The sequence below is a fragment of the Blautia sp. Marseille-P3201T genome (assembly GCF_900120295.1).
In the GTDB taxonomy this organism is placed as follows: Bacteria; Bacillota; Clostridia; order Lachnospirales; family Lachnospiraceae; genus Blautia.
The window spans coordinates 716,334-740,479 of the sequence record NZ_LT635470.1 but is presented as its reverse complement, the minus strand read 5'-3'; the positions used below and the strand labels follow the sequence as shown (position 1 = coordinate 740,479).

At 39.1% G+C, this 24,146-nt stretch carries 26 protein-coding genes; 21 read left to right on the top strand and 5 right to left on the bottom strand.

All coding sequences use genetic code 11. From position 1 onward, the window contains the following. Position 1 precedes the first annotated feature (1 nt). Together istA and BQ7352_RS11980 are read right to left on the bottom strand one after the other, a co-directional pair. Positions 2-1,540: an IS21 family transposase gene (gene istA, locus BQ7352_RS11985; protein ID WP_072449451.1), complete on the bottom strand. Its 1,539-nt coding sequence runs from the start codon at positions 1,538-1,540 to the stop codon at positions 2-4. A gap of 96 nt (positions 1,541-1,636) precedes the next feature. After that, on the bottom strand, positions 1,637-1,867 hold the full coding sequence (locus BQ7352_RS11980) for a hypothetical protein (protein ID WP_072449450.1): 231 nt from the start codon (positions 1,865-1,867) through the stop codon (positions 1,637-1,639). A 262-nt stretch (positions 1,868-2,129) separates the two neighbouring features. Here BQ7352_RS11980 and BQ7352_RS11975 point away from each other — a divergent pair, with 262 nt between their 5' ends. Continuing rightward, the gene (locus BQ7352_RS11975; RefSeq protein WP_072449449.1) at positions 2,130-2,870 is read left to right on the top strand and encodes a GNAT family N-acetyltransferase; all 741 of its coding nucleotides are present in this window, start codon (positions 2,130-2,132) and stop codon (positions 2,868-2,870) included. An 82-nt stretch (positions 2,871-2,952) separates the two neighbouring features. Here the strand turns inward: BQ7352_RS11975 and BQ7352_RS11970 are convergent, their stop codons facing one another. After that, positions 2,953-4,698, bottom strand: coding sequence for an Rqc2 family fibronectin-binding protein (locus BQ7352_RS11970; protein WP_072449448.1), 1,746 nt, complete (start codon positions 4,696-4,698; stop codon positions 2,953-2,955). Positions 4,699-4,862: 164 nt separating this feature from the next. Between BQ7352_RS11970 and BQ7352_RS11965 the strand changes: the two genes are divergently transcribed. The 7 genes from BQ7352_RS11965 to BQ7352_RS11935 all read left to right on the top strand — a co-directional run bounded on the left by BQ7352_RS11965 (position 4,863) and on the right by BQ7352_RS11935 (position 9,357). Continuing rightward, on the top strand, positions 4,863-5,741 hold the full coding sequence (locus BQ7352_RS11965) for a YicC/YloC family endoribonuclease (RefSeq protein WP_072449849.1): 879 nt from the start codon (positions 4,863-4,865) through the stop codon (positions 5,739-5,741). A 14-nt stretch (positions 5,742-5,755) separates the two neighbouring features. Beyond that, positions 5,756-6,028 carry a DUF370 domain-containing protein gene (locus BQ7352_RS11960; protein ID WP_072449447.1) on the top strand — a complete coding sequence of 91 codons (273 nt, stop codon included), beginning with the start codon at positions 5,756-5,758 and terminating at the stop codon, positions 6,026-6,028. Beyond that, a complete protein-coding gene (gene gmk / locus BQ7352_RS11955; protein WP_072449446.1) occupies positions 6,021-6,653 on the top strand; it encodes a guanylate kinase in 633 nt (210 codons plus the stop codon). The genes BQ7352_RS11960 and gmk overlap by 8 nt, the downstream gene beginning before the upstream one ends. 2 nt (positions 6,654-6,655) lie before the next feature. Then, positions 6,656-6,916, top strand: coding sequence for a DNA-directed RNA polymerase subunit omega (rpoZ, locus tag BQ7352_RS11950; RefSeq protein WP_072449445.1), 261 nt, complete (start codon positions 6,656-6,658; stop codon positions 6,914-6,916). A 76-nt stretch (positions 6,917-6,992) separates the two neighbouring features. After that, the gene (rimO, locus tag BQ7352_RS11945; protein WP_072449444.1) at positions 6,993-8,333 is read left to right on the top strand and encodes a 30S ribosomal protein S12 methylthiotransferase RimO; all 1,341 of its coding nucleotides are present in this window, start codon (positions 6,993-6,995) and stop codon (positions 8,331-8,333) included. Next, the gene (gene pgsA / locus BQ7352_RS11940; RefSeq protein ID WP_072449443.1) at positions 8,317-8,859 is read left to right on the top strand and encodes a CDP-diacylglycerol--glycerol-3-phosphate 3-phosphatidyltransferase; all 543 of its coding nucleotides are present in this window, start codon (positions 8,317-8,319) and stop codon (positions 8,857-8,859) included. Before rimO ends, pgsA begins: the two co-directional genes overlap by 17 nt. 15 nt (positions 8,860-8,874) lie before the next feature. After that, positions 8,875-9,357, top strand: coding sequence for a CinA family protein (locus BQ7352_RS11935; protein ID WP_072449442.1), 483 nt, complete (start codon positions 8,875-8,877; stop codon positions 9,355-9,357). On the opposite strand, the gene BQ7352_RS11930 is transcribed toward BQ7352_RS11935, so the two are convergent. Continuing rightward, positions 9,331-9,666: a hypothetical protein gene (locus BQ7352_RS11930; RefSeq protein WP_072449441.1), complete on the bottom strand. Its 336-nt coding sequence runs from the start codon at positions 9,664-9,666 to the stop codon at positions 9,331-9,333. The two genes, BQ7352_RS11935 and BQ7352_RS11930, sit on opposite strands and share 27 nt — an antisense overlap. Further along, complete coding sequence (locus BQ7352_RS11925) at positions 9,659-10,006, bottom strand: hypothetical protein (RefSeq protein ID WP_072449440.1); 348 nt, start codon at positions 10,004-10,006, stop codon at positions 9,659-9,661. The genes BQ7352_RS11930 and BQ7352_RS11925 overlap by 8 nt, the downstream gene beginning before the upstream one ends. A gap of 107 nt (positions 10,007-10,113) precedes the next feature. Between BQ7352_RS11925 and BQ7352_RS14660 the strand changes: the two genes are divergently transcribed. The 13 genes from BQ7352_RS14660 to BQ7352_RS11865 all read left to right on the top strand — a co-directional run bounded on the left by BQ7352_RS14660 (position 10,114) and on the right by BQ7352_RS11865 (position 24,138). Beyond that, entirely contained in the window at positions 10,114-10,266 is a 153-nt protein-coding gene (locus BQ7352_RS14660; protein WP_200791380.1) for a hypothetical protein, read from the top strand. Between the two features lie 83 nt (positions 10,267-10,349). After that, complete coding sequence (gene alaS, locus BQ7352_RS11920; RefSeq protein WP_072449439.1) at positions 10,350-12,989, top strand: alanine--tRNA ligase; 2,640 nt, start codon at positions 10,350-10,352, stop codon at positions 12,987-12,989. 137 nt (positions 12,990-13,126) lie between these two features. Then, positions 13,127-13,303, top strand: a complete 177-nt coding sequence (gene rpsU / locus BQ7352_RS11915; RefSeq protein ID WP_004222305.1) for a 30S ribosomal protein S21 — start codon at positions 13,127-13,129, stop codon at positions 13,301-13,303. Positions 13,304-13,374: 71 nt separating this feature from the next. Continuing rightward, positions 13,375-14,910: a cardiolipin synthase gene (gene cls, locus BQ7352_RS11910; RefSeq protein WP_072449848.1), complete on the top strand. Its 1,536-nt coding sequence runs from the start codon at positions 13,375-13,377 to the stop codon at positions 14,908-14,910. A 29-nt stretch (positions 14,911-14,939) separates the two neighbouring features. Continuing rightward, the gene (locus BQ7352_RS11905; RefSeq protein WP_072449438.1) at positions 14,940-15,509 is read left to right on the top strand and encodes a putative ABC transporter permease; all 570 of its coding nucleotides are present in this window, start codon (positions 14,940-14,942) and stop codon (positions 15,507-15,509) included. A gap of 127 nt (positions 15,510-15,636) precedes the next feature. Beyond that, positions 15,637-16,803: a D-alanyl-D-alanine carboxypeptidase family protein gene (locus tag BQ7352_RS11900; protein ID WP_143143408.1), complete on the top strand. Its 1,167-nt coding sequence runs from the start codon at positions 15,637-15,639 to the stop codon at positions 16,801-16,803. Positions 16,804-16,882: 79 nt separating this feature from the next. Next, on the top strand, positions 16,883-18,229 hold the full coding sequence (locus BQ7352_RS11895) for an MATE family efflux transporter (RefSeq protein ID WP_072449847.1): 1,347 nt from the start codon (positions 16,883-16,885) through the stop codon (positions 18,227-18,229). Continuing rightward, positions 18,226-19,035 (top strand): metallophosphoesterase, encoded by an 810-nt coding sequence (locus BQ7352_RS11890; RefSeq protein ID WP_072449436.1) that lies wholly within the window; start codon positions 18,226-18,228, stop codon positions 19,033-19,035. Before BQ7352_RS11895 ends, BQ7352_RS11890 begins: the two co-directional genes overlap by 4 nt. Positions 19,036-19,095: 60 nt before the next feature. Next, on the top strand, positions 19,096-19,848 hold the full coding sequence (locus BQ7352_RS11885) for a segregation and condensation protein A (protein ID WP_072449435.1): 753 nt from the start codon (positions 19,096-19,098) through the stop codon (positions 19,846-19,848). 1 nt (position 19,849) lies between these two features. Beyond that, positions 19,850-20,419, top strand: coding sequence for an SMC-Scp complex subunit ScpB (gene scpB / locus BQ7352_RS11880; RefSeq protein WP_072449434.1), 570 nt, complete (start codon positions 19,850-19,852; stop codon positions 20,417-20,419). 60 nt (positions 20,420-20,479) lie between these two features. Continuing rightward, positions 20,480-21,715, top strand: a complete 1,236-nt coding sequence (locus tag BQ7352_RS11875) for a D-alanyl-D-alanine carboxypeptidase family protein (RefSeq protein ID WP_072449433.1) — start codon at positions 20,480-20,482, stop codon at positions 21,713-21,715. 49 nt (positions 21,716-21,764) lie between these two features. Next, positions 21,765-22,868, top strand: a complete 1,104-nt coding sequence (locus BQ7352_RS11870; protein ID WP_072449432.1) for an arginase family protein — start codon at positions 21,765-21,767, stop codon at positions 22,866-22,868. Between the two features lies 1 nt (position 22,869). Further along, positions 22,870-24,138 (top strand): vWA domain-containing protein, encoded by a 1,269-nt coding sequence (locus BQ7352_RS11865; RefSeq protein WP_072449431.1) that lies wholly within the window; start codon positions 22,870-22,872, stop codon positions 24,136-24,138. The last annotated feature ends 8 nt before the right edge of the window (positions 24,139-24,146 follow it).

Here is a 24,146-nt window from a genome sequence, read left to right as displayed (position 1 = left end):
TTTACCTCCGATAGTAATCGGCACCTCTTGTGATGCCGTGTGCTTTATGTGTGGTCTTGGATTCAGTAGCTTCTGATTCCAGTTTTACAGAACCAGTTACAAGGATGTTTTTAATACTCTTGTAACTGGGTGAGGATGTATAGGATAAAGCCTTTTTACAGGCTGCTTCAAGTAATGTATCTGAGTATTTCTCAGCAAGCTTCAGAAGTCCCATACAACTTCGGTAGGTCTGTTGTTCCACACGTTTGGAGGTCAGTATTGCATTGACCACAGTGTACGTATTTATGCCAATCCGCTCAGCCCATTTGCGGAACCGGTCGCCGTTCCATTCCAGATATTTCTGGTGGTCTTCCGGCATATGTTTCGTGACCGTGCTGTACTGCCCAGGGCGTCCTTTCAGACGACGGTGGGAAGCAATGCGGTTATGGTTGTAGAAAATTTCAATAGTGGTATCCGTTACCTTTACATCAACTTTCTTTTTGATGTATTCATAAGGAACTGAGTATAGCATTCCGTCCACAGATATGTGATAATTAAATTGGACGGTGGCTGTTTTCCAGTCACTCAGTTCAAAACGGGTAGCAGGTAATGGTGCCAGTAATGGTTTTTCTTCCTCAAGAAATAAGCTTCGCCGACTGCCCTCTTTCTTCTGAAAGAGCCTTTGGTTGAACAGTTCGAGCTTGTCTCTGATTGCGCGATTTAATTCTGCAAGAGAGAAGAACTGTTCATTCCGAAGTGCTGCTGTAATCCAAGTAGAGATATTTCCTACTGTTCCCTCAGCATTCGGCTTATCCTTGGGAGCTCTGACACGAGACGGAATAATAGCTGTGCCATAGTGTTCAGCTAGTTCCTGATAGGTTTCATTGATCTGCTGGTCTTTCCATCCTCCATTGTGAACAACTGCAGTTTTGCAGTTATCCGGTACAAGAATCTTGGCAACACCGCCAAAGTACTCGTACATATGGACATGTGCATTAATCCATGATTTCTGCTTCATGTCCAGAAATGCTTCCACGTATGCATACTGGCTGTAAGTCATTACACCAACAAATATATATGCCTTGATGATTTCGCCGGTATCCGGATCAATGATTGTTGCAGGATCACCTGCCCAATCAACTTCAACCTGTTCACTGGGTTTACGGTTGATATGCATGGTAGCACGATGTTTCTGCTCATCCTGTTGGATGTGGTAGCAGAATTGTGAATACATAAGTGGTTCATCGCCATTGGCACGGCAATCCTCCATGTATTCCGTCCAAAGGAGCTTTTTGCTTACGCCGTTACGGAGCAGCTCCTTACGGATGTAGTCGTAGTCAGGCATACGCTTGTGGGATGTGACTTGTTTTGCAGAAGGGAAGAACTTTTCTGCAAGGACAGCATCGGTGTCGCTTTCCTCAAGCGGCCAGGATATACCTAATTCAGCAGCACGCTTTAACACACGATTGACTGTCTTTTTTGAGACATTGCAACTGTCGGCAATGTTTTGTTGACTGAGATTCAAGCTTTTGAGCCTAAGAATCTCTCGATATTTGGTCATAGTCAAGACCTCCTAGAATATATTTGCACCACGGGGTGCATAGTTACATTCTAAGAATTTATGATAAAGGTTTCCACCACCGGAATGGCGGTTTCCTTAAAAACGGATTTGCGGTTTCCTGAGTCCGGACAGCATGGACACGGAAGCCGGATTATTCAGCTGCTCTTCGGTTATTTCACATTCTTCAGGGGAGCGAAGCAGAAAAGGAGTTTCTAAAGCGCATTGTTTTTGGAAATTTATCATTGGTATTGCATCAGAAGGCATTGGATTTCGAAGAATGGCGTTTTTTTTATTTTTTAATAGAATGGTTCTAGATGAATGTAACATAGGTTCACTCCTTTTCAAATGGTGACAAATTTGAATGATTTATAGTTATTATACCACGTGCGCAGAAAAGGAAGCACCCTGCAAGGGTATTTACTTTTCAAGCCGTGGCTTGCCTGGTATAATCTGCCATACGGCAGTAAGCCGATGAAATCGGCTTAAATTGCACATCGTGCAATTATTATACCATGTTTTATTCCGAACCATCATTTTATTTTTAAGCAAGAATTGTTATAATAGAAAAAATGAAATTGTGGAGGGGAAAATGAAAGAATTTTTTAAGAACAGTCAGGATGCCCTTGTGTGGTGCTGCAAACAGGGAACAATGGGGAATATTTATTATGACAATAGAGAAAATCCTCATTCTGCAATGGCAGTACTGGGAGATTTTACTTATTTCGATGGAGAGCCTTCCAAAGAATTTGCACTTTTTTGGCCGCCAAAGGCGAAGAAGGATTATCGAATTTTAGTTCCTTGCAGTAAAGAATGGGAAGAAATTTTAGAAAAATGTTATGAGGGAAGGATAAAGAAAATTACTCGATATGCCATGAAAAAAGAGCGTGATATTTTTCAAAAAGAGCAGTTAAAACAGGCAATAGAAGGTGTCTTAGAAAAAGAAATACAGCTCTTTTTTCTTGATGAAAGGCTCTTTTACGAATGTAGGGAAGAGGAATGGAGCTACGATTTAACAGGGCGATTTTCAGATTTTGAGAGCTTTAAAAAGCTGGGAATAGGAGTTGTTGCAGTAAAGAACGGAGAAGTTCTGGCAGGGGCATCTACTTATGCCAGATACGACAAGGGGATTGAAATCGAAGTGGATACAAAAAGCAAATATCGAAGAATGGGACTGGCTTACGGATGCAGTGCGGCGCTTATTTTGGCTTGTTTAGAGCAGGGGATTTATCCCGGATGGGATGCTCATAATTTAGCTTCCAGAGCATTGGCAGAGAAGCTGGGGTATCATTTTTTGAGAGAATATGTTGCTTATGAGATATATGGAAAATAATAGAAAAGCTGTCGCATGGAGATTGCACCGAGAATATTTCGGCTGCTTCTTCCTGCAACAGCTTTTCTATATCATATAAAATTTAATCTTCTACTAAAGTAAGCCCTGAAATATCCGGCTCTATCATAAGAGAATAGTTGGTATAATATACCACAAATCCCGGTTTGGAACCATTTGGTTTTTTTACATGTTTTTTCTGAATATAGTCAATTTCTACCTTGGGAGCTGTGCGTCCGCTGGAGTAGTAGGCTGCCAGCCTTCCTGCTTCTTCGAAGGTAGAGTCAGGCAGTTCTTCGTTGTTGCTTTTTACAATGACGTGAGAACCTGCCATTTTTTTTGCATGAAACCACCAGTCATTTCCTGTGGCAAATTTAAAGGTCAGCTCTTCATTCTGGTAGTTATTTTTTCCTACATAAATGTGATAGCCGTCACTGGAAATATAGTGAAGAGGCTTTGATTTGCCCAGCGCTTTTTTCTTTTTGGAATAGTGCTTTTTCAGATAGCCGCACTCTGTCAGCTCTTCTTTAATCTGTGATAAATCACTTTCTCCAAGAGCGATGTCAAGGGCAGTGCTGACAGACTCTAAGTGGAGGATTTCGTTTTTGGTATCTTCAATTTGTTCCTCTAAAGCCTGAGCAGTTCGTTTTAATTTATTGTATTTGTCAAAGTATTTTTTGGCATTTTCCTGCGGTGTCATGGTGCTGTCTAAGGGAATGGTGATTTCCTTATTGGTATAGTAGTTTAAGGCAGAAAAGGATTTACAGCCGCTTTCTAAATTATAGCCATAAGTGTTAATCAGTTCTCCGTATACTTTGTATTTGTCCATTTTCTGAGTGTCACGCATTTGTTTTTCCTGCAAATCCAGTTTTTTTCTGTTTCGCTCAAGGGCAGTCTGCACAATACGGCGTAAATCAGAAGATTTTTGGCGAATACGGGTAACCTTGTCTTTCTGTGCGTAATAAGCTTCTAAAACCTCAGAAATGGAAGCAAATTTTCTGACAGGGGCAGCGCCGTATTTGGTGAGAGGAATGGAAGCATATTCTAAAGGTTCTTCCTCTTCGTTATAAACAATGTTAGGAACAAAATGCCCTTCCTGTACATCTTCCATTACTCTGGAAAAGGTATGAAACAGATGCTCTTTAGCAGGCTCTGAAAGAGACTGCATGGCATCCCCTCCGTCTAAAGAGGCACGATAACAGATTTCCTCTGCAATACAGGGGCTGATGCCGGTTAAGGAAGTATAAAGCCCCTTGGCAATGGAAACAGGTTTTGTACAGATAGTTTCAAAGAAAAATTCCTGTGTGACAGTCAGAGGATTTTGCTTTTCCTGTGTCTGTGGCAGGAAATAATCTCTACCCGGAAGAACTTCACGTACAGAGCTGACGTTACAGGAGATATGTTTAATACTGTCTAAAATCATTCTGTTTTCATTGAGAAAAATAATGTTGCTGTGTTTTCCCATGATTTCAATAACAAGAGTTTTGAAGCATAAATCTCCTAATTCGTTCAGGTGTTCAATCCGCATTTCAATGACACGTTCCATATCCGGCTGTGTTACTTCGGTGATTTTTCCGTTACCGATATGCTTTCTTAAAAGCATACAGAAGTTCGGTGCAGTCAAAGGACTGACTTTGTTTTTATCTGTAAAATAAATAAGGGGAAGAGAAGCGCTGGCAGAAATCAGAAGGCGGTATTGTGTTTTATTATTCTTTATGGTTAATAAAAGCTCATCTGCTTCCGGCTGGGCAATTTTATTGATTTTCCCCCCTACAATGGTTTCGTTTAATTCTTTTACAATATTCGCAATGGTAATTCCATCAAATGCCATAATTTCTATCTCCTTTAAAGAAAAACTCGTCAAGTATACCTCATTTTAGCATAAAATTTCTCCGGAGGCAAAAAAATATTTGACGGAGGTGTTGTCATTGGCTTATAATAACCATGTATGTTTATGCCTTAGGGCAAATCAAAAACATAAGAAAGAGTTCAAAAATGATTAAAAGCATGACTGGCTTTGGCAGAGCCGAGCTAATAGATGAAGAAAAGAAGATTACGGTAGAGATGAAATCAGTAAATCACCGTTATCTGGATGTCAATATGAGAATGCCAAAGAAATTCAGCGTTTTTGAAGCTTCTATTCGTTCTTTGTTAAAAGAGTATATCCAGAGAGGAAAAGTTGATGTATTCATTACCTGCGAGGACTATACGCAGAGCAGGATTTCTGTGAAGTATAACCGTGAGATTGCACAGCAGTATCTGAGCTACCTTCAGGAAATGAGCAGAGATTTTCAGCTGGATGGAGAGATAAACGCAGCATTGCTTTCCCGTTATCCGGAAGTTTTGACTATGGAAGAGCAGACAGAGGATGAAGATGAAATGTGGGACGCATTGGAAGGCGTGATAAGAAGTGCTGCTGTTCAGTTCGTAGAAACCAGAAAAAAAGAAGGAACAGAACTGAAAAGAGATATTCTTGATAAACTTAAAAATATGGAAGAAAAGGTAGAGCTGATCGAAAAACGTTCTCCGGATATTATAAAGGAATATAGAGAAAAGCTGGAAACGAAGGTAAAAGAACTTTTAGCTGATACACAAATGGAAGAAACCCGTATTGCAGCAGAAGTTATCCTGTATGCAGATAAGATATGTACAGATGAAGAAACAGTTCGTCTGAAAAGCCATATCAAACATACCAAGTCTGTACTTGACGAAAAGGAAGGAATTGGAAGAAAGCTGGACTTTATTGCGCAGGAGATGAACAGAGAGGCAAATACCATTTTGTCTAAGGCAAATGATTTGGAAACATCCAATCTTGCTATTGATTTAAAAACAGAGATTGAAAAAATTCGCGAACAAATTCAAAATATTGAATAAAGGCAGGATGTGCTATGGCAAAACTATTGAATATAGGATTTGGAAATGTGGTAAACATGGATAAGGTGGTTGCAGTGGTAAGTCCTGATGCAGCGCCGATTAAGCGTCTGGTGCAGGCGGCAAAGGAGTCCGGAAGGGCGATTGATGCAACTCAGGGAAGGAAGACAAAAGCAGTTCTCATTACTGACGGAGAAATGCTGGTATTGTCTGCTTTGCAGCCGGAAACCATAGCAAAGAGATTTGGGATTTTTTCAGAGAATGAATCAAAAGGGGAATACGATGGCTGATAGAGGAATATTAGTAGTAGTTTCCGGTTTTTCAGGTGCCGGAAAGGGAACATTAATGAAACGCCTGATGGAAAAATATGATAATTATGCATTATCTGTTTCTGCTACAACAAGAGCTCCAAGACCGGGGGAAGAACATGGCAGGGAATATTTTTTCCACACAAAGAAAGAATTTGAAGAATTGATTTTAGAAGATGCGTTGATTGAATATGCACAGTATGTAGATAATTATTATGGAACACCGAAGGCTTACGTGGAAAAACAGTTAAATATGGGAAAAGACGTAATCTTGGAAATTGAAATACAGGGAGCATTAAAAGTTAAGAAGAAAATGCCGAATACTCTGTTGCTTTTTGTAACACCGCCAAATGCAGAGGAATTAAAACGCCGTCTGGTTAACCGTGGGACAGAAAGTCTGGAAGTCATCGAATCAAGACTCAGCAGAGCCTCAGAAGAAGCAAAGGGAATGTCTGAGTATGATTATATATTGATTAACGATGTGATTGAAGATTGTGTTGACAATATGCACAACATTATCCAGAGTCAGCATGACGCAGTCAAAAATCGTCAGGAATTTATAAAAGAAATCACAGAAGAAATTGCTGTATTCAAGAAAGGAGAATAACTATGATACATCCATCTTACACAGAACTTATGGAAGTTATTAACGGAGGAGCAGAAATTGATGATGAACCATTAGTAACCAGCCGCTACTCTGTTGTACTTGCTACAAGCAAAAGAGCAAGACAGTTAATTGCAGGAAAAGAGGCAATGGTTCCAAGCTCAGGTAAAAAACCGCTTTCCACAGCAGTAGAAGAAATCTACAAAGGAAAGGTTCATATTTTACCGGAAGAAGCAGAAGAAACAACCGAAGAAAATGAAATCTAATGAAAAAATGAGGCTGTCGTATTAAGCAGAAATTGCACTTAATGCAACAGCCTCGTGTTGCAGTTAAGGAGGATACATGAGAAAAGTATTGTTTATTTCTCTGGGATGTGACAAAAATCTGGCTGACTCCGAGGAAATGCTGGGGATGCTGGTGGAAAATGGCTATACACTTACCAATGACGAAACAGAAGCAGAGGTCATTGTGGTGAATACTTGTGCCTTTATTCATGATGCCAAGGAAGAAAGTATCAACAGCATTCTGGAAATGGCACGTTACAAAACAGAGGGTGTGTTAAAGGCGTTGCTGGTTACAGGATGCCTTGCACAGAGATATAAAGAAGAAATTATTGAAGAAATTCCGGAAGTAGATGCAGTTCTTGGAACGACCAGCTTTGGAGATATTATTAAGGCGCTGGATAAGGTGTTTGCAGGAGAACGCTATCTGGAATTTAAGGATATTAATGGTTTAACAGAGATTAGTAAAAAACGAGTTTTGACAACGGGCGGCTATTACGGATATCTGAAAATTGCGGAAGGCTGTGACAAGAGATGTACATACTGTATTATTCCTAAACTTCGTGGTAATTATCGCAGTATTCCTATGGAACAGCTGATTTCTCAGGCAGAATATTTGGCAGAACAAGGTGTTCGGGAACTGATTTTAGTAGCTCAGGAAACAACCGTATATGGCAAAGATCTTTATCAGGAAAAATGTCTTCATAAGCTTTTAAAAGAGCTTTGCAAAATTCCGGGTATTCAGTGGATACGAATTTTATACTGTTATCCGGAGGAGATTTATCCGGAACTTATTCAGACTATGAAAGAAGAAAAGAAAATCTGTCATTATCTGGATCTGCCTATTCAGCATTGCAGTGATAAAATTTTGAAGAAGATGGGCAGAAGAACGACGAAACAGGAGCTTATTGATATTGTCACACTTCTGAGAAAGGAAATTCCGGATATTGTACTGCGAACTACTTTGATTACAGGATTTCCCGGTGAAACAGAAGAAGACCATGAGGAACTTATGGAATTTATTGATACCATGGAGTTTGACCGTCTGGGAGTCTTTACTTATTCTGCAGAGGAGGATACACCGGCTGCCAATATGCCGGATCAGATTGAAGAAGAAGTGAAACAGGACAGACAGGCAGAGCTTATGGAACTGCAGCAGGAGATTTCTATTGATAAAGGAAATGAGAAAATCGGCAGTTGCGTAGAAGTGATGATTGAAGGTAAGGTTGCAGACGAAAATGCTTATGTGGGCAGAACCTATGGAGATGCCCCAAATGTAGACGGGTATATTTTCGTTAATACAGATACAGAACTGATGTCAGGAGATTTTGCCAGAGTTCATGTAACAGGAGCGCTGGAATATGATTTGATAGGAGAGTTGGAAAATGAATACACCGAATAAATTAACTATTGCAAGAATTATTATGATACCTTTTTTTGTTGCGTTTTTAATGTATGATATTACAGGCAGTGCAGACAGATGGATTGCTCTTGCTATTTTTGTAGTTGCCAGTCTTACAGATTTGCTGGATGGTTATCTGGCGAGAAAGTATCATCTTGTAACAAATTTTGGAAAATTTATGGATCCGCTGGCTGATAAATTGCTTGTTTGTTCTGCACTGATTTGTTTTACTTCCACAGGACAGCTTCCTGCATGGATTACAATTATTATTATTGCCAGAGAATTTATTATCAGTGGCTTTCGCCTGATTGCAGCAGATAACGGAATTGTAATTGCAGCAAGTTACTGGGGTAAATTTAAAACAGTTTCTCAGATGATAATGATTATTTTAATGATTATGAATATTCAGAATGCGGTATTCCAGGGAGCAATTACCGTATTTGTAGTAATTGCCGTAGCTCTTACTATTATTTCACTGGTAGATTATATTATGAAAAATAAAAATGTATTAAGTATGCAGGATTAAAAAGAGGGTGGCAGAATGAAACCGGAAGAAAAGGTGGTAGAACTTTTAAAAAAGCATCAGTTAAAGCTGACGACCATAGAGTCCTGTACAGCAGGGGCAATTGCGGCGCGGATTGTCGATGTGCCGGGAGCTTCAGAGGTATTTGAACAGGGCTTTGTGACTTATTCCAATGAAGCAAAAATGCGTGCAGTGAAGGTACAGAAGGAAGTTTTTGAAAAATACGGTGCAGTCAGTAAGGAATGTGCAAAAGAAATGGTTCGTGGCGGACTCTTGGAAGCAAAAGCAGATATAGCAGTATCTGCTACCGGCTTTGCAGGTCCTTCCGGTGGCTGGGAAGCACCGGTCGGAACTGTCTTTATCGGCTGTGGTTCTGCCAAAGAAATACAGGTGAGAGAATATCATCTGGATGGCAGTCGAAGCGAGGTAAGAGAAGAAGCAGTTGCCTGTGCTCTTCATCAGCTTTACGAGTATTTATCCCAGCATTTTGAACATCTGTAGGATTTTCTCCATACGGGCAGCTTCTTCCGGTGATTTGCCGGCTTTTAATACCTGAATGATTGCTTCCATTTCCTGTGGGGAGAAATGAACTCCTTTAGATTTGTTGGCAGAAGCGGCAGACATGAGAAAAGGAAGCAGCTCCTGGGGCGTTTTTTTCGCAGAGCCTTGTTCTGCCAGTGCATTGAGCATGGCAAGTTTTGACATATCCATTCCTGCAAGTTTGGGATTATCCATCCAGGAGGAGGTTGCTTTTTGGGCAGCTTCCTCTTTTTTGGTTTCTTGATTTGAATTTGAATAAAAATTATTCATGAAAGGGAGGACCTCCTTTTTGAAAACTGTCTAAATCTAACATTTGCATCATAAGGAAAGTATTTGTGATATTTTCCAATTTTTCTTTTAATGGTCCACGGCACACCTTGCTGCAGGCAGAGAGCATTTCTAAGGGATCTGCTTTTTCCTGTGGTTTTGCGCAGATTTGCATAGCATTTTCAGAAGAATGTAAAAGTTTAAAGGTGTTTTGTAATTCCAGAAATTTTGCAAAAATACATGCAAAGGACTGTCCTTTTGAGGGGAGATAGGGAATGGATGCTTTTAAAATTCGCACAGAGTCTTCATTTACCATTTCGTCCAGTAATGATTGGGAACTCATATTGATTGATACTCCTAGAATGAAATCCATAAATTATATGTTCGGGTGTGTGGACTTATGTCAAAAAAGATACTCTGGGCATAAAATAAAAAAGAAAGGAGATGCTTATGGAAAACGGAAAAACAAGGGTAGTGGAAGATGGAAATACCATCTATGAAATAGATTTAGACTGTATGAATAAAAAGAAGATGCAGAAACAGAGAGGTTCGGTAAGTCCCCAAAGCAGGAAAAGAAAAATGTCATCCAAAAGAGTCAAGTAATTCTTTCTTGAAATACATTTCACACTGTGCTATCATAAAAAACAATGATTATCTTATCAGATATACCATTAGGAGGGAAAAACGTGCAAAAATACGGAGTAAACGAACTTAGAAGAATGTTTTTAGAGTTCTTTGAGAGTAAAGAACATTTAGCTATGAAAAGCTTTTCGCTGGTTCCTAGAAATGATAAGAGCCTGCTTTTAATTAATTCAGGAATGGCGCCTTTAAAGCCATATTTTACAGGTGCGGAAATTCCGCCAAGACGCAGAGTGACAACCTGCCAGAAATGTATTCGTACAGGAGATATTGAAAATGTAGGAAAGACTGCACGTCATGGTACTTTCTTTGAAATGCTTGGGAACTTTTCTTTTGGAGATTATTTTAAGCATGAAGCCATTGCATGGTCTTGGGAATTCCTCACAGAAGTAGTTGGGCTGGATCCACAGCGCCTTTACCCATCTATTTATGAAGAAGATGAAGAAGCTTTTGAAATCTGGAATAAAGAAATTGGAATTCCGGCAGAGCGTATCTTCCGTTTTGGAAAAGCAGACAACTTCTGGGAGCATGGTGCAGGCCCATGTGGACCATGTTCTGAAATTTATTATGACAGAGGTGAAAAATACGGCTGTGGAAGTCCGGATTGTACTGTAGGCTGTGAATGTGACCGTTATATGGAAATCTGGAACAATGTATTTACTCAGTTTGAAAGTGATGGAGAGGGAAATTATACAGAATTAGTTCAGAAAAACATCGATACAGGTATGGGATTAGAGCGTCTGGCTTCTGTTGTACAGGATGTAGACTCCATCTTTGATGTAGATACTTTATGTGCTCTCAGAACAAAAGTATGTGAGCTGGCACACACAGAATATAAGAAAGATGCAGCAAAGGATGTTTCCATTCGTCTGATTACAGATCATATTCGCTCTGCAACGTTTATGATTTCTGACGGTATTATGCCGACGAATGAAGGCAGAGGCTATGTACTTCGCCGTTTAATCAGACGTGCAGCGCGTCATGGACGTCTTTTGGGCATTGAAGGAAAATTTTTAGCAGAGTTAAGTGCTGTTGTAATTGAAGGCTCCAAAGATGGTTATCCGGAACTGGAAGAAAAGAAAGATTTTATTTTCCAGGTTCTTACAAAAGAAGAAGAACAGTTTAATAAGACTATTGACCAGGGGTTAAATATTCTGTCGGAAATGGAAGCTGCCATGAAAGCAGAAGGCAAAACAGAGCTTTCCGGAGAAGATGCATTTAAGCTTTACGATACCTACGGATTTCCTCTTGATTTAACAAAGGAAATTTTGGAAGAAAAAGGCTGTACTATTGATGAGGCAGGATTTAAAGCTGCTATGGATGAACAGAGAGAAAAAGCTCGTATTGCAAGAGGCACAACCAACTATATGGGTGCAGATGCAACGGTATATGATGAAATTGATGTAAATATTACAACAAAATTTGTCGGCTATGACTCTTTAACATGCACTTCTAAAATTATAGTTCTTACAACAGAGGATGAAATTACAGAAGCTCTTACAGAAGACCAGAGAGGTACTGTTTTTGTAGAACAGACACCATTTTATGCAACTATGGGCGGACAGCAGGGTGATAGAGGTGTAATTACTCTGGGAGATGCAGAATTTAAGGTAGAAGATACAATTAACTTAAGAGGCGGAAAAGTAGGTCATGTAGGTATTCTGACAAAGGGGATGCTGAAAACAGGTGATGTGGTAACTTTACAGGTCTGTGAAAAATACAGAATGAATTCCTGCAAGAACCACAGTGCAACTCACCTTCTGCAGAAAGCGTTAAAAACAGTTTTAGGCTCTCATGTAGAACAGAAAGGTTCTTTAGTAACACCGGACAGACTGCGCTTTGACTTTGCTCATTTCCAGTCCATGACAGCGGAAGAACTGGCAAAAGTGGAAGAAATTGTAAATAAAGAAATTCAGGCTGCACTTCCTGTAGTGACAGAGGTTATGAGTGTAGACGAAGCAAAGAAAGCCGGAGCAATGGCTTTATTCGGAGAAAAATACGGAGAAGAAGTTCGCGTGGTTTCTATGGGTGATTTCTCAAAAGAGCTTTGCGGAGGAACTCATGTTTCTAATACAGGTGTGATTACTACATTTAAAATTATTTCTGAAAGTGGTATTGCAGCAGGTGTACGCCGTATTGAAGCTCTTACCGGTGATGGCGTATTTGCTTATTATAAAGAAATTGAGAAGAAACAGGCTGAAATTGCAGCTATGTTGAAAACTTCTCCGGCTGAAATTGAAGAAAAGATTGCACATCTTCAGGCAGAAGTGAAAGCTCTTCACAGCGAAAATGAGTCTTTGAAAGCGAAGATGGCACAGGAAGCAGTAGGAGATGTATTAAATCAGGTACAGGATGTAAAAGGTGTGAAACTTTTAGCAGTCTCTCTTACGGATGTAGATATGAATGGCCTTCGTGATTTAGGAGATCAGTTAAAAGAAAAATTGGGTGAAGGTGTGGTTGTTCTTGCAAGTGTTGCAGGTGGCAAGGTAAGTCTTCTTGCCATGGTAACAGAACAGGCGCAGAAAGCCGGAGCACATGCCGGAAATCTGATTAAAGGAATGGCAGCTATTGTAGGCGGTGGCGGCGGCGGACGTCCGAATATGGCTCAGGCAGGGGGCAAAAACCCGGATAAAGTGCCGGAAGCATTGGAAGCTGCAGCAAATATTTTGGCAGACCAGATAAAATAATGAAACTTTTTAAGAAAAATCATTTAAAATAGTTGACGAACTGTAAAAATCTGATATAATATCAGTTGTGCAATAAAAATACCCAGACAGTTGTATTATGCACAATTTACAGCTGGAGGGAGGTTAGGTGTGAGCTTATGTCAAATGTAATCGTAAAAGAAAACGAGACTTTAGATAGCGCTTTACGTCGTTTCAAGCGTAGCTGTGCAAAAGCAGGTATTCAGCAGGAAATCCGTAAAAGAGAGCATTACGAAAAACCAAGTGTTCGTCGTAAGAAAAAATCTGAAGCAGCTAGAAAACGTAAATATAATTAATGTGCAGTAAAAGCCTCTGGACAACTACCAGAGGCTTTTTTACCATATTGCAGACGGGAAAAAGGAATTTTATGAAAAAGATTATTGATTTAATATCCAACCGGATTTTTGTTACAGTAGTAGCAGTTCTTTTGCAGTTAATCTGGATTTTTGCAATGCTTTGGGGTCTGGGAGCTTTTTCAGGGCATATTATGAATTTGATTAGTCTACTGAGTCTTCTTATGGTATTGTGGATTGTAAATAAAGAAATCAATCCTTCTTATAAGCTGGCATGGACCATATTGATTTTGGCAGTTCCTGTTTTCGGTGTAATTATTTATTTGCTGTTTGGACAATCCCGTGTGGCAAAGAAAATGACACAGGACTCTAAAAAAGTGGTGAAAGAAATCGAGAACTACTTTAAGGAAAGTACAGGAACCAGAAAGGCACTGGCTAAGGAAAGCCTGAGTGCATCTAATCAGTCTGCTTATATCAGGGATTTTGCCGGATTTCCGGTTCATAGAAATACCACTACCAAGTATTATCCGGTAGGGGATGAGATGTTTGTAGACATGCTGGAGGATTTAAAAAAAGCAGAGCATTTTATTTTTCTGGAGTATTTTATTATACATGAAGGGAAAATGTGGAATGCAATTTTGGAAATCCTTGAGGAAAAAGTAAAGCAGGGTGTAGATGTAAGGCTGATTTATGATGATATGGGCTGTGTGACTACATTGCCTTATCGTTATTATAAGAAGCTTCAGGCAAAAGGAATTAAATGTGCGGCATTTAATCCTGTAAGGCCGATTTTAAATATTGTTTTAAACAACAGAGACCATAGAAAAATATTGGTGATTGACGGACATACGGGCTATACGGGAGGCATTAATCTGGCAGATGAATATATCAATCAGCAGATGCGCTTTGGACATTGGAAGGATACCGGTGTGCGCCTTTGCGGAGAAGGTGTGTGGAATTTAACCGTTATGTTTTTGCAGATGTGGTCTGTGATTACCAGAACCAAGACACATTTACCTGCTTACGGACCTTATGTTTATCATCCGGAGGAATTTGAAAATGACGGCTTTGTACAGCCTTACGGAGACTCTCCTTTAGATGGAGAAGTTGTAGGAGAAAATGTCTATTTAAATATAATTAATCAGGCAAAGAAATATATTTATATTACAACACCTTATTTGATTATTGATAATGAAATGATGACAGCTCTTTGTCTGGCATCGAAAAAAGGAATTGATGTTCGTATTATTACACCGGGGATACCGGACAAAAAGCTGGTATTTTTGCTGACACAGTCTTATTATCGTCAGCTTTTAGAAGCAGGTGTGAGAATTTATGAATATACACCGGGTTTTATTCATGCCAAAAGCTTTGTATGTGATGATGAGATTGCAGTGGTTGGTACAATTAATTTGGATTATCGAAGTTTATATCTGCATTTTGAATGTGCTGCATGGATGTACCAATGTCAGGCGGTAGGGCAGGTAAAGGAGGATATGCTGAATACTTTTCGAAACAGCAGAGAAGTCAGCCTAAATACCTGCAAAGAACAAAATGTATTCCGCAGAGGATTGCAGAATATTCTGCGTTTGTTTGCTCCTATGCTTTAAAGTGAAAATACAGGAGAGGAGGAGTTTTTATGTGGACAAGAAATTTTTTCGGAATTGAACTGTATTATATCATTCAGTGGTTTTTAATCTACAGTATGCTGGGATGGCTGGTGGAGTCGGTGTATATGTCGATTTGCAACCGGAAATTGACAAACAGAGGATTTGTAAGAGGGCCTTTTTGTCCTATTTATGGATTTGGTGCGCTGATTGTATATTTTCTTCTAAGACCGATTTGTGATAATATTTATCTGCTTTATATTTTTGGCTGTCTGGTTCCAACTGCTTTTGAATATCTTACAGCAAAGCTGATGATGAAAGTGTTTGGGGAAGTATGGTGGGATTATTCGGACAAGCCTTTTAATTATAAAGGTATTCTCTGTCTGGAAAGTACCATTGCATGGGGATTTTACACTGTAGGTCTGTTTCTGTTCCTTCATAAAGGAGTAGAGTTTATTGTAAGCAGATATTCCATTGATACAGGGAAAAGGCTGGCAGGTATTTTAATGTTCTTATTAGGAATTGATTTTCTGTGGAATATGTATATTCAGAAAAAAGAAAGTATTTTATCCGTAAAGGAAAAAATAGAGAAATATATTTAAAGAGAGGGAACTGTTGCATTAGGCAGAAATAATGTAATAGTTCTTTTTTTGTCATATATTTCTTTTTTTGTGCTTACAATGCTATAAGAGAAATTTTGGGAGTTTGTATATGCGTTACAAAGGAGCAATGAAAGTAGTTGTGGGCATTTTGATTGTCTGTATTTTGTCTATGGTCATACCATTTACGGTAAAAGCAGAAAATGAGGAGTTGATTACAGCGCCTCATGGTGTTTTGATGGAAGCATCCACAGGGAAAATTATTTACGAAAAGGATATGGACACCAGAGTAAAACCTGCCAGTATTACGAAAATCATGACACTGATTTTAATTTTTGATGAACTGGAAAAGGGAAACTTACATATGGAAGATGAAGTAGTGACCAGCGCCTATGCCAAATCAATGGGCGGCTCCCAGGTTTTTTTAGAGGAAGGGGAAAAACAGACGGTAGAAACGCTGATTAAATGCATTGTCATTGCTTCCGGCAATGATGCCAGTGCGGCTATGGCAGAGCATATTGCAGGAAGTGAAGCTGAATTTGTAAAGAAAATGAATGAAAGAGCCAAAGGACTTGGCATGGAAAATACAAATTTTGAAGACTGTTGTGGACTGACAGAGTCGGATAATCACTATACCAGCGCTCATGACGTGGCAATTATGTCCAGAGAATTAATTACCAAATACCCGAAAATTTTAGAATACTCTTCTGTATGGATGGAAAATATTACTCATGTAACGAAAAAAGGCAGCAGTGAATTTGGACTTACCAATACGAATAAACTTATTCGAAGCTATGATGGATGTGTAGGGTTGAAGACAGGAAGTACCAGTGTGGCAAAATATTGTGTGTCAGCAGTGGCAAAGAGAGAGGGAATTACATTGATTAGTGTAGTTATGACAGCTCCGGATTATAAAGTGCGTTTTAAAGATGCGGCTGCAATGCTGAATTTAGGATTTGGAAGCTGTAAATTGTATGTAGATGAACAAAAGGAAAAGCTTCCGGATATATTGGTAGAAGGTGGAGTTTTGGAAAAGGTTCCCTGTGAGTTTGAAAGAAAATTTCGCTATTTGGATACGGAAGGGGCTTCTTTTGAACATATAGAAAAAAAGGTGAAAATGAAAAAGAGTGTAAAAGCTCCGGTAAAAAAGGGAGAAGAAATGGGAAGTGTAGAGTATTATCTTGACGGTAAGAAAATCGGCAGTGTGAAAATCATCTGTACAAAGGGTACGAAGAAAGCAGATTATGGCGATTGTATAAAGAAAGTATGGAGCTGTTTTTTGAAGAAAATGTGTTGAAACCGGAGGCACTTTGTACTATAATAAGCCAGGTTATAAAGCGGAGAAAAGAGGGAATTTAAGGTTGACACAAAGACGGATAGAAGAAGATATGACAATAGGGAATCCTGGGAAAATTATTATTAATTTTACAATCCCTATTTTTATAGGAAATATTTTTCAGCAGCTCTATAGCATGGCAGATACAATTATTGTAGGAAAGTTTGTAGGAACAAAAGCTTTGGCAGCAGTGGGCAGTGTAGGGACAATTATGTTTCTGATACTGGGATTTTTACAGGGGCTGACAGCTGGTTTTTCTGTGCTGACAGCCCAGCGATTTGGAGCTCAGGATATGAAGGGCATGCGAAAGAGTGTGGGAGCTGCAGCTACACTTTCTGCCATGATTACGATTATTATGACAGTTGGCAGCATGCTGACTATGAGAAAATTGCTGGAAATTATGAATACACCGGAGGATATTTTTCAAGATGCGTATACTTATATCATGATTATTTGTGCCGGGATTGTGGCTACGGTGCTGTATAATCTGCTTTCGGGAATTTTACGCGCACTGGGAGACAGTAAGACCCCGTTGTATTTTTTGATTTTGTCAGCGGTATTGAATGTAGGGTTGGATTTACTGCTTATTCTTGTATTTCATCAGGGAGCAGCAGGCGCGGCTTACGCTACAGTCATTGCCCAGGGAATATCTGGAATTGGATGTTTGATTTATATTATAAAGAAAGTTCCTGTTCTGAAACTTACAAAAGAAGATTTTGTTTTAGAGTGGCATATTGTAAAAATTCAGTTAGGCATTGGTATACCCATGGCACTTCAATATTCCATTACGGCTATTGGCACAATGATGGTACAGGCATCTTTGAATATTTTGGGGGCAATGTCTGTTGCGGCATTTACGGCTGCAAGCAAAATTGAACAGCTGATTACACAGGCTTATGTGGCGCTTGGTACAACAATGGCAACTTATTGTGCTCAAAATATGGGAGCCGGAGAGATAAAAAGAATTCGAAAAGGATTTCGAAGCGCTACGATTTTAGGAAGTGTTTATGGTGTGATTATGGCAGTTCCTCTGATGACAGTTGGAAAATATCTGGTATATTTTTTTGTGTCAGAGAATGTAAGCGAGATTATGATACAGGCAGATATTTATTTAAAATGTGTAGGAATATTCCTTATTCCTCTGACCATTGTAAATGTATACAGAAACGGAATTCAGGGGATGGGATATGGACTGCTGCCTATGATGGCAGGTGTGGCAGAATTGATTGGCAGAGGCGCTGTTGCAATTGTGGCAGCACAACAAAAGAGTTATATAGGTGCATGTCTTGCAAGCCCGGCGGCATGGATTTTTGCAAGTATCATTTTATTACTTATGTATGTGGGTATTATGAAGAAACAAGAACGTTATTGGGGTGACAGAAGTTGAAAAAATTTAAAATGACATTCTACAGAGTAGAGTCAGAAAAAATAAAAAAGCAGAGCATTAAAATGGCAGTAGTCAGTGATCTGCATAATGTACAGCTGGGAAAAAAGAATGAGGATTTACTTGGAAGAATAAGGACAGAATTACCGGATGTGATTTTGATTGCGGGAGATTTGGTTCTTGGAAAACCATCGGCTTCTTTTGAAAATGCATTCTGTTTTTTAAAAGAAATAGTGCAGGTAGCGCCGGTTTTTTATGGATTGGGAAATCATGAGCAGAGAATGAAGGAAAAGCCGGAAGTTTATGGCCGGGGGTATCTGGAGTTTGAACAGCAGGCCCGATCCCTGGGTGTCGTATTTTTGGAAAATGAAACAAAAGAGCTGGAAGTGCGAGGAGAGAAAATTTTAATTTCCGGGTTGGTGCCACCTTATGGTTATTATAAAAAAAGCGGGTGTGATTTTTTGAAAAGTGAAGAAATACAAAGACTTTTAGGAAAACCATCCCAAAATCAGTTTCAGGTACTTCTGGCGCATACACCGAAATATGGAGACAGCTATCTGGAATGGGGCAGTGATGTGACTTTTTCAGGGCATTACCATGGAGGAATGGTTCGTATTCCTGTTCTTGGAGGTGTGATCAGTCCTGATTTCAGACTTTTTCCCAGATATTGCCGGGGACAATTTATCAGGGATGGGAAACAACTTATTGTGAGTGCAGGTTTGGGAGAACATACCATTCCACTACGTATTTTTAATCCCAGAGAGCTGATTATTGTAGAGTGCAGCCCAAAGAAAAATTCTGAAAAGTAGACTTTTTTTGAAAAATAGTGTAGAATACCTTTGGAACAAAGGCGGAAAGAGGTAAAGAACATGGGAATTCCCGTAAAGCTTCAGGTGTTTGAAGGTCCGTTGGATTTATTGCTTCATCTGATAGAGAAAAATAAAGTTAATATTTATGATATTCCCATTGTAGAGATTACAGATCAATATATGGATTACATTCATGCAATGGAAAGAGAAGATCTGAATATTATGAGTGAATTCATGGTTATGGCCGCAACACTGATTTCCATTAAGTGCAGAATGCTTTTGCCAAGAGAAGTAAATGATGAGGGTGAAGAAGAAGATCCCCGTGATGAGCTGGTTCGTCAGCTTTTGGAATATAAGATGTATAAATATATGTCCTACGAATTGAGAGACCGCATGGCAGCTGCAGCAAAGAAGGTATATAAACTTCCGACCATTCCGGAAGAAGTGCTTTCTTATCGAGAACCGGTAGATACCAGTGAACTTCTGGATGGTCTGACTTTAGAAAAACTGAACGCAATATTTCAAAGTGTTATTCGCCGTCAGGAAGATAAAGTGGATCCAATCCGAAGTAAATTTGGCAAAATTGAAAAAGAAGAAGTCAGTTTGCCAGAGAAGATGGAAGAGATTGAAGAATATGCCAGACTACATAAAAAATTTAGTTTCCGTGACTTGTTGGAAAAGCAGGCCAGCAAGGTGCAGGTGATTGTTTCCTTTCTGGCAATATTGGAATTGATGAAAATGGGAAAAATTTTTATTCGTCAGGAGCATATTTTTGACGAAATAGAAATTGAGTCTCGTTTAGAAAGAGGATAAAATGGAGCTGAATAAAGTAGAGGGCGCGATAGAGGCATTGCTGTTTGCCATGGGTGAGTCTGTGGAATTAAATACGCTGGCAAAGACCATCGGGCATGATGTGGAAACAACAAGAAAAATTATCAGAAATATGATGTTAAAATATCAGGCAGAAGATCGTGGAATTAAGATTATTGAGTTAGAAAATGCATATCAGATGTGTACAAAAGAAGAATATTATGATTATCTGGTAAAAATGGCTTTACAGCCGAAAAAGGCAGTGCTTTCTGATGTAATGTTGGAAACGCTTTCTATTATCGCATATAAGCAGCCGGTGACAAAACTGGAAATTGAAAAAATCAGAGGTGTAAAATGTGACCATGCCATAGCAAAACTTATGGAGTATGGACTGGTGCAGGAGGTAGGGCGTTTGGATGCTCCCGGAAGGCCGATCCTTTTAGGAACTACGGAAGAATTTCTCCGTAATTTTGATGTGCAGGGTCTTGATGAACTGCCGGAGATTGATCCTGTTCAAATGGAAGATTTTAAAGCAGAGGCAGAAGAAGAAATTCAATTGCAGCTTAATTTATAAGGATACCTTTTAGGTATCTTTTTTTTGCCTTTACATATATTGTAAAAAGGAGAAATCAGAATGAAGAAAAATAAATGGAAAAAAATCTTATCCTTTTTTCTTGCTTTTTGCATGAGTATGTTTTCATTTCCTGTTTCAGCGGCGGAAAAAGGGGACGAGCCGGAGAACTTATATGCTCTTTCTGCGGCTTTAATTGATGGGGAGTCAGGACGTGTTCTATATGAGAAAAACGGAGAGGAAAAACGTCCTATGGCCAGTACAACAAAGATTATGACTTGTATTTTAACTTTAGAAAGTGACTGTTTGGAGGAAATTGCAGAAACTTCAGAAAGAGCGGCAAAGATGCCTAAAGTACATTTAGGGGCTTCTGTGGGAGAGCGGTTTTATGTGAAAGATTTATTGTATTCTCTTATGCTGGAAAGTCATAATGACTCTGCAGTAATTTTGGCAGAGCATGTGGGAGGAAGCGTAGAAGCTTTTGCAGACAAGATGAATGAAAAAGCAAAAGAAATCGGCTGCGAAGATACCTGGTTTATTACTCCAAACGGACTGGACGCAAAAGAAGAAAGAGAGGGAGAAGAAAAAGTACATGAAACAACCGCCAGAGATTTAGCACAGATTATGCGGTATTGTATTTGCCTGTCTCCTGCAAAGGAGCAGTTTTTGGAAATTACCCAGACACCTTCTTATCATTTTTGTGATGTGGATGGGAAACGGGAATTTGCCTGTCGAAATCACAATGCTTTTTTATCCATGATGGAGGGTGCAATCAGTGGAAAAACAGGATTTACGGCACAGGCGGGATATTGTTATGTGGGAGCAGTGAGAAAAGACGGAAAAACATTGATTGTAGCGCTTTTGGGATGCGGCTGGCCAAACAACAAAGGATATAAGTGGTCCGATACAAAGAAGTTAATGGAATATGGATTACAGAAGTATAATATTCATTCGTTTGATGAAATTGACTTTTCTCAATATCCAAAGAAAATGACGGTTCTTGGAGGTCAAAATAAGAAACTGGGGGAAAAGGCGGAGATTTCCCTTTCGCGAGTAAAGGGTGAAGAGAAAAAAATCCTTTTAAAAGACGATGAAAAGGTAGAGGTAAATTATCGTGGGAAAAAGTGTCTGTCTGCTCCGGTAAAAAAAGGGGAAAAGGTAGGAAAGTTAATTTACAAAGTAGATGGAGAAGTCTGGTACAAAGAAGAAATTTTGGCAGAGGAAACTATGAAAAAAATTGATTTTCCATGGTGCTTGAAGCAAGTAGTAAAAAGATATGGAAACGTTGAAAAAAATTAGAAACATGTTAGAATGAAATCATAAAAGGCAATAAGATGAAGAGGTGTTTATGAATACAAAAACAGTAATTATGGACTTCTCCGGAGTCTATAAAGAGGAAAATTTTTATTGTGGAAAAGATACAGGATGGATGGATTTTACAAAGACTACAGGAGTAAACTGCTATTGTACAGAGGAAGCAGAGAAGGAAATCAAGAAAAAACTACAGGAGTTTGATTGTTCGGGTATTCATTTTCTGGACTCCGGTAATTATCACTATTTAAGTAAGTTTTGGGTGGAAAAAATAGAAGAGCCTTTTGCTCTGGTAGTATTTGATAACCATACAGACATGCAGGAAGCTTCTTTTTGGGGTTTACTTTCCTGTGGAAGCTGGGTGAGGGAGTGCATTCTTTCTAACCAATATATAAAAGAGGTCTGCGTAATCGGACCGCCTAAGAAAGCTTTTTTGGAATGTGAGAAAGAAATTTTAGAAAAGGTTACTCCTATTAGCAGGGAGGACATGAAGCAGGAAAAGTCCAAATGGTATGAGTTTTTAAAGAGAAATAAGGAAATTCCTGTTTATGTATCTCTTGATAAAGATATTTTAACTGTAGAGGAAGCCAGAACAAACTGGGATCAGGGAGATGTAAGTTTTGAGGAGATAGAAAAATGGCTGCATGAGCTGTTTTCTAAATGCTTTGTGCTGGGGGCTGATGTATGCGGAGAACATATGCCAGATACAACTTCTGTGTCTCGTCAGGAGGATATAGAGAAAAATAATGTCGTAAACGGGAAACTCTGGGAACTGCTGGATAATAAATTTACAGAACAAGAAGAAAGCCAGATGGATAAAGTGTTTTTGGAAACAAAACAGGCAGATAAGAAATTAGCGATTGCTCTTTTGCGCTATTTTGACTTAGAAAAAGAGGATAAAAGAAAGAAATTATATGGGGAATATTTGAAGCTGCGTTTCCGTCCGGCAGTAGAGTTATTGATAAAAAACAAAGAAAATAAAAAAATGACAGAACTTATAAAAGAACAGGGGGCAGAGGGAAATCTTATAGACTCTTTTTTGAAGACAGCAGTCAAATATGGCAATCAGGAAGCACAGGTTTTTCTGCTGCAAGAAAAAGAAGCTTTAGGAGGATTTCAAGAAAAGAGCTGGAAACTTTAAGATGAAAACAAAAGAAGAATATTTATGGGAAGAAGTAAAAGAGCTTGCTCTGACAAGATTTTGCTGTGAAAGTCCGGGATTTTACCGGATTTTTCAAATGGCATTTACTGGTTTTCAAAGGAATTCTTTGTCAGGAACAGACGGAGAAATTTTCTTCTATGAACCAAAGTTTTTTCTGAACCTTTACTTGAAAAAGGGAGTACAGGGAATAAATCGTTTCTTTTTTCATACACTGTTTCATCTGCTGTACAGACAAGTGAAAGAGAATACGGAACCTTCTTCTTTGTGGTATTTGGCTTGTGATATGGTAGCGGAGTACACTATCGATGCATTGGGGCAGGAGGAGCTTATAGGAAAAATGTCAAAGACAGCCCAAGAATTTTGCAGTCAAATATGGGAAACAGGGGAAGGGCTGTCCGCTGAGACTGTGCAGGAAAGATTGGAAAAGAAAAAACTTTCTCCAAGTGAAGTTAAATTTTGGAGACAGTGCTTTGAACAAGATAATCATTCTCTTTGGAAAGGAGTAAAAGAGGAGCAGGAAGAGAAATTAATTGACTGGGTGCTTTCGTTAAAAGCATCCGGGGAGGGTGACAGTGGAAAGGAATTTGGAAAGAGGGGGACACAGCAGGGGCATAAACAGGAGTGGTATGAGCTTCAAAAAGAAAGAAAAAGAAATTATGATAAATTTTTAAGACGGTTTACTGTGGAAAGAGAAGAGCTGCAGTTAGATATGGAGACCTTTGATTATATTCCATATTTATATGGGCTTTCTCATTATAAAAATCTGCCTTTTTTAGAACCTTTAGAATATACAGAGGCAAAAAAGCTGGAGGAATTGGTTATTGCCATTGATACCTCTGCATCTTGTAAAAGACCTACAGTACAGCGTTTTTTACAGGAAACTTATGCGGTTTTAGGGCGGCAGGAAAACTTTTTTAAAAAGTTGCGGGTACATATTATACAGTGTGACTGTTATGTGCAGGAAGATGTAAAAGTCACCTGTGAAAAGGAATGGAAAGAATATTTGCGGCATATCAAGATACAGGGCGGGGGAGGAACAGACTTTCGTCCGGTGTTTCGATATGTAAATGAAATGATTACAGATGGAAGACTGAAAAATTTAAAAGCGCTTTTATATTTTACTGATGGAGATGGGATTTATCCCAGAGAAAAACCGGATTATGAGGCGGTTTTTTTACTGACAAAAGAACCGCCCAAAGAAGCCAATGTTCCAAGCTGGGCAAAGCTTCTTTATATGGATGAAAGGTAATAGGAGAA